This window comes from Kitasatospora sp. NPDC059803 (assembly GCF_042732255.1).
GTDB lineage: Bacteria > Actinomycetota > Actinomycetes > Streptomycetales > Streptomycetaceae > Kitasatospora.
In genome coordinates this window covers 26279-33984 of record NZ_JBHWIJ010000017.1, presented here as the reverse complement: position 1 = coordinate 33984, position 7706 = coordinate 26279, and the positions used below count along the sequence as shown (strand labels likewise).

The window sequence follows — 7706 nt, the reverse complement described above, 5'->3', positions numbered from 1 at the left end:
CCCGGGCACTTGGTGGGTGTACCCCCCCCCCCGCCTTCTCCCACCCCGCCCCCGGCGCCCCCCCCCCCCCCCCCCCCCCCCCCCCCCCCCCCCCCCCCCCCCCCCCCCCCGGGGGCCGGGGCCCACCGGGGTGTCTCCGGAGGTCAGGGCGCGGTGACGCCCGGCTGGGCGCCGGCGCCGAAGGACCAGCCCTCGACGTCGCCGGGTGCCGGGTTGTAGCTGCCCGCGCCGAGGTTGCTGTACGACCAGGGGCCGCCGTGCTGGGCGTGCCAGTACGACCAGTAGGCGCTGCCGGTGGGGTTGGTGCAGGTCGTCGGCAGGGCGTTGATGGTGCAGACGAAGCCCGGGTAGCGCGGGTGGAAGGTGTACGCGAACCCGGCGCCGGTCAGCGCGGCCAGGCCGCTGGCCGGGTCGCCGGGTGCGCAGCCGGTCTGGATGCCGCCGCCGACGGCGGTGAAGTCGACCACGACGGTGACGCCGGTGGTGCCGTCGCAGGCGGCGGCCTGCGCCTGCGGGGCCTGGACGGCGGAGACGCCGAGCAGGCCGGCGGTGAGGGCAGCGGCGGCGGCGATCGAGCCGAGGGTGCGGCGGGCCGGGCGCGCGGGCGCCAGGGTGTCGGTCATCGGAGCTCTCCTCGCGGGGTCGGCGGGTGGTCAGCGGGTGGTCGCCGGGCAGGCCGGCACGGGCGCGTCCGGGCGGGCACCGGCGGCGGAGAGGGTGGCCAGCGGGGTGCCGGCCAGGCCGAGGACGGCCTGCGCGGTGGCCCGGGCGCCGGTGGCCGGGTTGAAGCCGGTCGCGTCGTAGGCGACCGCCCCGCGCACGCCCGGGTCGGTGGCGCAGCCCTGCTGGAGCTTGACCAGGCTGCTCCAGCCCTTGAGGCCGGCCCCGAAGCGTCCGCCGGCCAGCAGTGCCTGCGTGGCGAGGCCGGTGGTGTTGGCGTTGGACGCGGCGGCCCCGACGGCCGCGAAGCCGCCGTCGGCGTTCTGGTGGGCGGTCAGCCAGCCGAGCCCGGCGTTGGCCTTGGCGGTGCGGCCGGTCGCGGCGAGGGCCTGGGCGGCGAGCGCGGTGGCGTCCGGGTCGCTGGTGCAGGTGGCCTGGCCGAAGGACAGCGGGTAACCGCCGTCCGCGCACTGGCTGTCGGCGAGGAAGTCGACGGCGGCCGCCGGGGCGCCGCCGGCCGTGCGGTGCAGGGCGATCAGGGCCAGGGACTGGCCGAAGGCGTTGCTGTAGTCGCCCCACTGCGAGCGGTCGGAGAACCGGCCGTCGGCGGTCTGGAGGGAGCGCAGCCGGGCGGGCAGGTCGACGCCGCCGAAGGCCGTCGGGTTCCCGCCGCGCACCTCGACGGCGAGCAGCAGCTTGGCGGTCGCGCCCGCGTAGGCCTCGGTGGTGCCGTCGCCGAGGTAGCCGGTGATGATCTCGGGCTTGGCCAGCCAGGCGGTGGCCTTCGCGGCGGCCTGGTCGGAGCTGTGCGAGGCGGCGAAGGCCAGCACGGCGTCGATGGTCAGGCCCTGGTCGGGGTAGGCGGTGCCGTTGAAGACGGACTCGAAGTGGTCGCCGTCGACGAGTTGGCGGGCGAGCCAGCCGCCGGCGGCGGCGTCGGGGCGGATCGTCGAGGACGAGGTCGCGCCAGCAGGCGCGGCCTGGGCGGCAGCGGCCGCCGGGAGGACGGTGGCGAGGGCGAGCGCGGGTATCGCGAAGAGGCGCAGGGGGCGTCGGACCAGGGACATGGTGGGCCTTTCCGGGCCCGCACGCAGGGGCCCGGAGGACGGCGGCACCAGCCGGGGCAGCCCTCGGAGCTCCGGCCCGCAGACCACGACGGGAGGAGGGGACGACACACCTCCGCCGCCGGGTACTCGGGCTCGCCACCGGCGTGGAGCCGGCGGCCTACCGTTGCGGGTCAGCGCCGGATTCGAACCGGACTTCCCCCAGCGGCGGAGTCACAACTTGACGGCCCATCATGGCGATACGGAAAAGATCCGGTCAAGGGTTCGTGCGTCACATCACGGTGGTCCGCACCCGGCTTCGCGACCCGCCCCTCCCGGCCGAGACACCGTCAGTGCACTCAGTCCGCTCGGGACTCCTGGAATTCCACCACGGCCACGCCGTGCTCGTGAGCCCACTGAGTCAGCACGGCGATCGGCTTCACCAGCGTCCGGCCCAGGTCCGTCAGCACGTACTCGACCTTCCCGGACTCGGCGTGGCGGTCGACCAGGCCGTACCCCTGCAGGCGGCGCAGCGTCTGGGTCAGCACCTTCCGCGAGATGCCGCCGATCAGGTCGACCAGCTCGCCGTGTCTGCACGGTTCCCGGCTCAACGCGAACAGCACGGCCACCGCCCACTTGTCGGCGATGATCTCGATCGCCAGCCGAGCCGGGCAGTCGGCGAGGAAGACACTGCCGGAGTACTCACGCATGACCCGACGGTAGCCCGCCGCCGGGAACCCGGAGGTACCTACCGCCTCATTAGCGTCCACTGCGGAAGCCATCGAGCCATCGAGCCATCGATCAGGGGAGCAGGGGAACCGTATGAGGGCAGAGACCGAATGGCCGGGCGGGCGGAAGGTCGTCGCGCTGGTCACCGTCGCGCTGGAGCTGTGGTCACCAGGGCACTGGCCCGCCTACGCGCCGATGGCCGCGGCGTGGCCGCTGTCCGGCATCGACGACACGCACAGCACCTCCTGGGCGGACTACGGCGTCACCACCGGCATCTGGCGGCTGCTCGACGTCCTGGGTGACCTGCCCGCCACCGTCGGCGTCAGTGGACTGGTGGCCGAGCGGCACCCCGAGACCGTCGAGGCCGTGCACGAGGCGGGTCACGAGATCGCCGCACACTCCTGGGCCCAGGACGTGGTGCCCGCGCTGCTCGACGTCGATGCCGAGCGGGCCAACGTCCTTCGCTGCACCGACATCCTTCGCCGGGTCACCGGTGTTCGCCCGACGGGGTGGATGAGCCCGCGCGCCACCGGTTCGCGGCACACGGTCGACCTGCTCGCCGAGGCCGGCTACCGCTGGACCGGGGACCACGGCGACCACGACCTCCCGCAGGTCCTGTCCACCGTTCACGGTCCTCTGGTCTCCCTCATGCACAGCGACCACTCCGACGTCCGCGACGCCGCGGCCGGCCCGTACGCCTACCGCGACCTTCACCGTGAGCTGCTGAACCAGCTGCTCGCCGCCCCCGGCCCGGGCGTCTTCCACCTGACCGTCCACGCCCACGTCGGAGGCCGACCGCTCCTCGCGGGCATGGTCGGCCAGGTCCTCGACCACATCCGCGAGTCCGGCGACGTCTGGGTCGCCACCCACGCCCAGCTGGCCGAACACGTCCTGACACACCAGGGAGGAACGCCATGACCCACGTCCTCGTCGTCGGCGGCACCGGAGCCATGGGCAGCCACGTGGTCCGCCACCTGCTGGCCACCACCGACGCCACCGTCACCGTCCCCACCCGCCACCCGGAGTCCGCCCGCGCCACCGGACTCGCCGCCACCGCGCCCGACCGCGTGCGACTGGTCCGCTCCGACCCGGCGGCGCTCGAGGTCCTGATCGGGCAGGCGGACCACGTGTTCGCCAACACCGACTTCTTCGCGACGGGCAGCGCGGTGGGTGAGTACCGGCAGGGGCTGCACTTGCTGGCCGCCGCCGAGCGGGCCGGCGTGGAGCGCTTCATCTGGTCCTCGTTGGACAGCGCGGTGTCCCTGACCGGCCACCCCGTCCCGCATTTCGACAGCAAGGCCGCCGTCGCCGCCCACATCGGCCTGATGCGGTCGGAGGAGATGCTCCGCAAGGAGACCGACGGCTGGTACACGGACCACGTCTCGGTGCTGACCACGGCGCCGTACTTCGAGAACCTGCGGGACCGACTCGCCCCCCGGCCGGACGGCAGGGGCGGCCTGGTCTTCAGGCTCCCCCTCGGCGCCGCCCACTACCCGCTCGTCGCCCTCGACGACATCGCCTGGTTCGCCTGCCACATGTTCGACAACTGGCAGTCCTGGGGCGCCCGCGACCTCGCGGTGATCGGCGACAGCCTCACCGGCGACGAGATCGCCGCCACCTTCACCCAGGTCACGGGCACCCCCAGCACCTACCTCCCGATGCCGCACGACGACCTGCGCACCGCCGTCCCCGGCTTCAGCCACGACTACGCGGCGATGTTCCGGTTCTTCGCCGACCGTGACCTCTACGCCCGAGACCGGGACATCGGCCTCCTGCGCCGCCTGCACCCCGACGTGATGACCTTCGAGGACTGGCTGCACCACACCGGATGGACGGGATGACCAGGACCTTCCCGGTGCGCCACCCCCCGGGCGAGGGGCGGCGCACCGGGCGGGCTGTCAGCGGTTGAGGAACTCCGGCGGGCGCTTCTCGGCGAAGGCCGCCATGCCCTCCTTCTGGTCCGTCGTGGCGAACGTGGCGTGGAACAGGCGCCGTTCGAAGCGCACGCCCTCGGCGAGCGTGGTCTCGTACGAGCGGTTGACGCTCTCCTTGAGCATGACCGCAGCCGGGGTGGACATCGCCGCGACGGTCTCGGCCACCGTCAGGGCCTCGGCCAGCAGCTGGTCCGCCGGGACGATCCGGGAGACCAGGCCGGCCCGCTCGGCCTCCTCGGCGCCCATCATCCGGCCGGTCAGGCACAGTTCCATCGCCTTCGCCTTGCCGACCGCCCGGGTCAGCCGCTGCGAACCGCCGATGCCCGGGATGACACCGAGCTTGATCTCCGGCTGCCCGAACTTCGCGGTGTCCGCCGCCAGCAGGATGTCGCACAGCATCGCCAGCTCGCAGCCGCCGCCCAGCGCGTAGCCCGCCACCGCCGCCACCACGGGCTTGCGCAGCGCGGCGAAGCGGTCCCAGGCGGCGAACCAGTCGCCGAGGTAGGCGTCGACGAAGTCGAGGGACTGCATCTCCTTGATGTCGGCGCCGGCCGCGAACGCCTTCTCCGAGCCGGTGATGACCAGGCAGCCGATCTCCGGGTCACGGTCGAACTCCGTTGCCGCCTGCACGACTTCGTTCATCAGGAGGGTGTTGAGCGCGTTGAGCGCCTTGGGCCGGTCGAGCGTGATCAGCCCCACCCGGCCCTTGCGCTCGACCAGGATCGTCTCGTAGCCGGTCACTTGCCGTCCTCCCTCAGGGTGGTGATGATCGCCGAGAAGTCCAGGCCGGCGCCGCCGTCGGCCTGCGCGAAGTCCGCGTACAGCTGTGCCGCCCTGCGTCCGAGTTCGGTGGGCAGGCCGGCGGCCTCGGCGGCCCCGGCGGCGAGGCCGAGGTCCTTGGCCATCAGGGCGGCGGCGAACCCGGCCGCGTAGTCGCGGTTGGCCGGGCTGGCCGGCACCGGCCCGGGGACGGGGCAGTTGGTGGTGAGCGCCCAGCACTGGCCGGAGGCGGTCGAGGCGACGTCGTAGAGCGCCTGGTGGCTGAGCCCGAGGCTCTCCCCGAGCACGAAGGCCTCGCTGACCGCGATCATCGAGATGCCCAGGATCATGTTGTTGCAGATCTTCGCGGCCTGCCCCGCACCGGGGGGTCCGCAGTGCACGACCTTGCGGCCCATCGCCTCCAGCACCGGTCGGGCCGCCTCGAAGTCCGGCTCGGCGGCTCCGACCATGAAGGTGAGGCTCGCGGCCGTGGCACCGACCACCCCGCCGGAGACCGGCGCGTCCACGGCCCGGTGCCCGGCGTGCACGGCGAGGTCGTGCGCCGCCCGGGCGTCCGCGACGTCGATCGTGGAGCAGTCGACGAAGAGCGTTCCCGGGCGGGCGGCGGGCAGCAGGTCCGCGTAGGCGGCCAGCACGTGCCGGCCGGCCGGCAGCATGCTGATGACGACGTCGGCCTCCCGCACCGCCTCGGTCGCGGACCGCGCCGGGCGGACGCCGCTCTCCGTCCGGGACGCCCGCCGCAGTGCCTCGGGCGCCAGGTCGTAGCCGGTCACGGTGTGTCCGGCCGTGGCGAGGTTGGCGGCCATCGGGCCGCCCATGTTGCCGAGTCCGATGAATCCGATGACTCCGTTGAATCCGTTGCGGTGGGTCACCAGCGCTCCAGGGGTGTGGTGGGGGCCAGGCCGAGTTCCCGGTCGCCGAGCGGGGCGAAGTAGCGGGCCACCGTGGCGGGCCCGACGGCGCTCAGCGTCGACGGGTTCCACCGCGGGGAGCGGTCCTTGTCGATCACCTGGGCGCGGATCCCCTCGGCCAGGTCCGGCGTGGAGAGCGCCGCGCAGGAGGTCCGGTACTCCTGGTCGAGGACGGCCTCCAGCGGACCGAGGGTGCGGGCCCGGCGCAGGGCGGCGAGGGTGGCCTTCACGGCGGCGGGCGAGTTGGCGGCGATCCGGTCCGCGGCCTCCTTGGCCTCCGGTTCGCCACTGTCCCGCAGGCGGTCGAGGATCTCCTCCACGGTGTCGGCCCCGTAGCAGTGGTCGATCCAGGCCCGCCGGCCGTCCAGCACGCCGGCCGGTGCGGGCCCGACGTTCCGTTCGAGGGCGTCGTGCACGGGGAGTTCGGCCAGGTCGTCCAGCAGCGCGGGCAGCCGCTCGGCAGGGACGAAGTGGTCGGCGAGGCCGCAGAGCAGCGCGTCACCGGCGCCGACGGAACCCGCGGTCAGGGCGAGGTGGGTACCCAGCTCTCCCGGTGCGAGGGCGAGCAGGTAGGTGCCGCCGACGTCGGGGACGAAGCCGATGCCGGCCTCGGGCATGGCGATGCGTGTGGTCCCGGTGACGATCCGGACGCTGCCGTGGGCGGAGACCCCGACCCCGCCGCCCATCACGATGCCGCTCATGAGCGCGACGTAGGGCTTGGGGTAGCGGGCGATGCGGGCGTTGAGGCGGTACTCGTCGCGCCAGAACTCCTCGACGGCGCCCGGGTCCGCGCCGGTGGCGGCGCGGTGGATGGCGACGATGTCGCCGCCGGCGCAGAAGGCCCGCTCACCGGCGCCGGTGATGACCACGGTGTCGACCCGCTCGTCCTCCTCCCACGCGTCCAGGGCTTCGGAGATCCTTCGCACCATGCCGTGGGTGAGGGCGTTCAGGGCCGCGGGGCGGTTGAGGACGATCAGGCCGGCCCGGCCCTCGCGGTGGACCAGGACCTCGTCGAGGTCGTTCCCGGCCATCACGCGGCCCCGGTCAGGCCGCGGGCGACGATGACGCGCATGATCTCGTTGGTTCCTTCCAGGATCTGGTGCACCCGCAGGTCGCGGACGATCTTCTCGATGCCGTACTCGGCCAGGTAGCCGTAGCCGCCGTGCAGTTGGAGCGCCTGGTTGGCGACCTCGAAGCCGGTGTCGGTGGCGTGCCGCTTGGCCATCGCGCACAGCTCCGGCGCTCTGGGGTCCCCCCGGTCCAGGGCCGAGGCGGCCCGCCAGAGCAGCGACCTGGCCGCCTCCAGCTCCGTGGCCATGTCGGCGAGCCGGAACTGCAGCGCCTGGGCGTGCAGGAGCCGGGCGCCGAACGCCTCGCGGTCCGCCAGATAGCGGGTGGCCCGCTCCAGGGCGTCCTGCGCTCCGCCGAGGGAACAGGCGGCGATGCCGAGCCGGCCGCCGTTCAGCCCGTTCATGGCGATCCGGAAGCCCTCGCCCTCGGCTCCGAGGAGGCGGTCGGCCGGGAGCCGGACGCCGTCCAGCCGCACCTGGCGGGTGGGCTGGGCGTGCCAGGCCATCTAGTTGTAGGCGGGGCCGGACGGTAGCCCGCGGGGGGGGGGCGCGGGCGACCGCTGGGCAGAGAGCGCGCGG

The 7706-nt window shown here is 74.0% G+C and carries 8 protein-coding genes, 1 pseudogene and 1 riboswitch; of the genes and pseudogenes, 2 read left to right on the top strand and 7 right to left on the bottom strand.

Features of this window, described 5'->3' with window-relative positions:
* Positions 1–143: 143 nt before the first annotated feature.
* The 3 genes from ACFV6I_RS04795 to ACFV6I_RS04785 form a co-directional block, all read right to left on the bottom strand.
* Entirely contained in the window at positions 144–623 is a 480-nt protein-coding gene (locus ACFV6I_RS04795; protein ID WP_380423584.1) for a flagellar hook-length control protein FliK, read from the bottom strand.
* Positions 624–653: 30 nt separating this feature from the next.
* Entirely contained in the window at positions 654–1727 is a 1074-nt protein-coding gene (locus tag ACFV6I_RS04790; RefSeq protein WP_380423583.1) for a prenyltransferase/squalene oxidase repeat-containing protein, read from the bottom strand.
* 99 nt (positions 1728–1826) lie between these two features.
* Positions 1827–1967, bottom strand: a riboswitch (cobalamin riboswitch).
* 95 nt (positions 1968–2062) lie between these two features.
* A complete protein-coding gene (locus tag ACFV6I_RS04785; protein ID WP_380423582.1) occupies positions 2063–2413 on the bottom strand; it encodes a winged helix-turn-helix transcriptional regulator in 351 nt (116 codons plus the stop codon).
* 112 nt (positions 2414–2525) lie between these two features.
* Here ACFV6I_RS04785 and ACFV6I_RS04780 point away from each other — a divergent pair, with 112 nt between their 5' ends.
* Positions 2526–3350 carry a polysaccharide deacetylase family protein gene (locus tag ACFV6I_RS04780; protein ID WP_063352228.1) on the top strand — a complete coding sequence of 275 codons (825 nt, stop codon included), beginning with the start codon at positions 2526–2528 and terminating at the stop codon, positions 3348–3350.
* Positions 3347–4273, top strand: a complete 927-nt coding sequence (locus ACFV6I_RS04775; RefSeq protein WP_380423581.1) for an NmrA family NAD(P)-binding protein — start codon at positions 3347–3349, stop codon at positions 4271–4273. The genes ACFV6I_RS04780 and ACFV6I_RS04775 overlap by 4 nt, the downstream gene beginning before the upstream one ends.
* A gap of 57 nt (positions 4274–4330) precedes the next feature.
* Here ACFV6I_RS04775 and ACFV6I_RS04770 read toward each other — a convergent pair whose 3' ends face one another.
* The 4 genes and pseudogenes from ACFV6I_RS04770 to ACFV6I_RS04755 form a co-directional block, all read right to left on the bottom strand.
* Positions 4331–5107 (bottom strand): enoyl-CoA hydratase, encoded by a 777-nt coding sequence (locus ACFV6I_RS04770; RefSeq protein WP_380423580.1) that lies wholly within the window; start codon positions 5105–5107, stop codon positions 4331–4333.
* Positions 5104–6018: a 3-hydroxyisobutyrate dehydrogenase gene (mmsB, locus tag ACFV6I_RS04765; protein ID WP_380423579.1), complete on the bottom strand. Its 915-nt coding sequence runs from the start codon at positions 6016–6018 to the stop codon at positions 5104–5106. The genes ACFV6I_RS04770 and mmsB overlap by 4 nt, the downstream gene beginning before the upstream one ends.
* The gene (locus tag ACFV6I_RS04760) at positions 6015–7088 is read right to left on the bottom strand and encodes an enoyl-CoA hydratase/isomerase family protein (RefSeq protein ID WP_380423578.1); all 1074 of its coding nucleotides are present in this window, start codon (positions 7086–7088) and stop codon (positions 6015–6017) included. The genes mmsB and ACFV6I_RS04760 overlap by 4 nt, the downstream gene beginning before the upstream one ends.
* Positions 7088–7633: pseudogene (locus ACFV6I_RS04755) on the bottom strand (acyl-CoA dehydrogenase family protein); the annotation flags it as partial. The gene ACFV6I_RS04760 and the pseudogene ACFV6I_RS04755, both read right to left, overlap by 1 nt.
* Positions 7634–7706 lie beyond the last annotated feature (73 nt).